This is a genomic window from Microcystis sp. M53602_WE12, from assembly GCF_030065455.1.
Lineage (GTDB): Bacteria > Cyanobacteriota > Cyanobacteriia > Cyanobacteriales > Microcystaceae > Microcystis > Microcystis aeruginosa.
The window spans coordinates 1-1,346 of sequence record NZ_JASJFB010000685.1 but is presented as its reverse complement, the minus strand read 5'-3'; the positions used below and the strand labels follow the sequence as shown (position 1 = coordinate 1,346).

At 41.6% G+C, this 1,346-nt stretch carries 1 protein-coding gene and 1 pseudogene; both read left to right on the top strand.

Annotation, left to right across the window (positions count from 1 at the left end; genetic code table 11):
* Positions 1–35: 35 nt before the first annotated feature.
* Positions 36–311: pseudogene (locus tag PX482_RS27860) on the top strand (type I restriction-modification system subunit M N-terminal domain-containing protein); the annotation flags it as partial.
* 269 nt (positions 312–580) lie between these two features.
* Positions 581–1,346 (top strand): RNA-guided endonuclease InsQ/TnpB family protein (locus PX482_RS21380; protein ID WP_288122992.1); only part of this gene is annotated, 766 nt, incomplete at its 3' end.

Genomic DNA, 1,346 nt, shown 5'->3' with positions numbered 1-1,346 from the left:
TAGATAAACTTTGGACAACCTTCTGGAATAACGGCATTAGTAACCCGCTTTCGGTAATCGAGCAGATTTCCTATTTACTCTTCATCAAGCGCCTAGATGACCTAGAACTAGCTAAGGAGCGTAAAGCCCAACGATTAGGCGAAAAACTCGAAAATACCACCTTTACCGCCAGCCAACAGCATATCCGTTGGTCGCACTTCAAAAATATCGATGATGCGGAGACAATGCTCCAGATTGTCCGGGATGAAGCGTTTCCCTTTATCAAAGATCTGGGGCAATTCTGCAAGGGTAGCACCTACGCTAAACACATGAAGAATGCGGTGTTTCTCATCGCGTCTCCGGCGCTGCTGGCGACGGTAATCGAGCAAATTGAAAAAATCCCGATGGGGGATCGGGACACCAAGGGCGACCTTTACCTAAAATGTCGGATGAATGCCCCCGCTACATTTTTCGAGAAGATACTCAGCTTTGCGGGGGATGAAATCAGACCAGAATATCAACCGCGGAGCATCGGTTTAATTCCACCATCTGTGGGTAAACTGTGTTATACCTAACTTAGCCAAGGGTCGAGGATTGTTAGATGCTAGTCGTAGAAGCAAAGCTAAAAAACGGAACACCAGAGCAATATCACCGGCTCGATGAAGCTATCATAACTTCTCAGTTTGTGCGTAATTCTTGTGTTCGTTATTGGGGGTCAAATCAAGGGACAACCCGCAATGATCTCCAAAAACTTTGTGCGGTACTAGCTAATAATAAAGAAACACCTTATGTTAATAAATTAAACTCACAAGCTCGTCAATCGGCTGCTGATAGAGCCTGGCAATCAATTAATAAGTTTTATCAGAATTGTCATGCTAAGATACCAGGGGAAAAGTGGTTTCCTCGGTTCAAAAAGCATAACCGTTCCTTTGAGTATAAATTAACAGGCTACCAACTATCTGATGATCGACGTAAAATCAGATTTACTGATGGTTTTCAAGCAGGAGAATTTGATTTATGGTGTAGTCAAAAGACATTATTTTATTATTCAGAGCAACAGATTAAACGGGTAAGAGTTGTTAGACGTGCTGACGGTAAACCAACGCGACAAATAACAGGAATTGACTTAGGGTTAAAGGAATTTTATACCGATGCTCAAGGCAATAATGTAGAGAATCCACGTTATTTAAGAAAGTCAGAAAAACGACTGAAAAAAGGACAACGACGATTATACAAAAAGTTTCCTCAAGGAAACAAACAGTCTAAAAACTATCACAAGCAACGGATAAAAGTAGCTAGGCTTCATCTTAAAGTATCAAGACAACGTAAAGACAAAGCAATTAAAGACGCTTTGGCGTTAGTCCAGT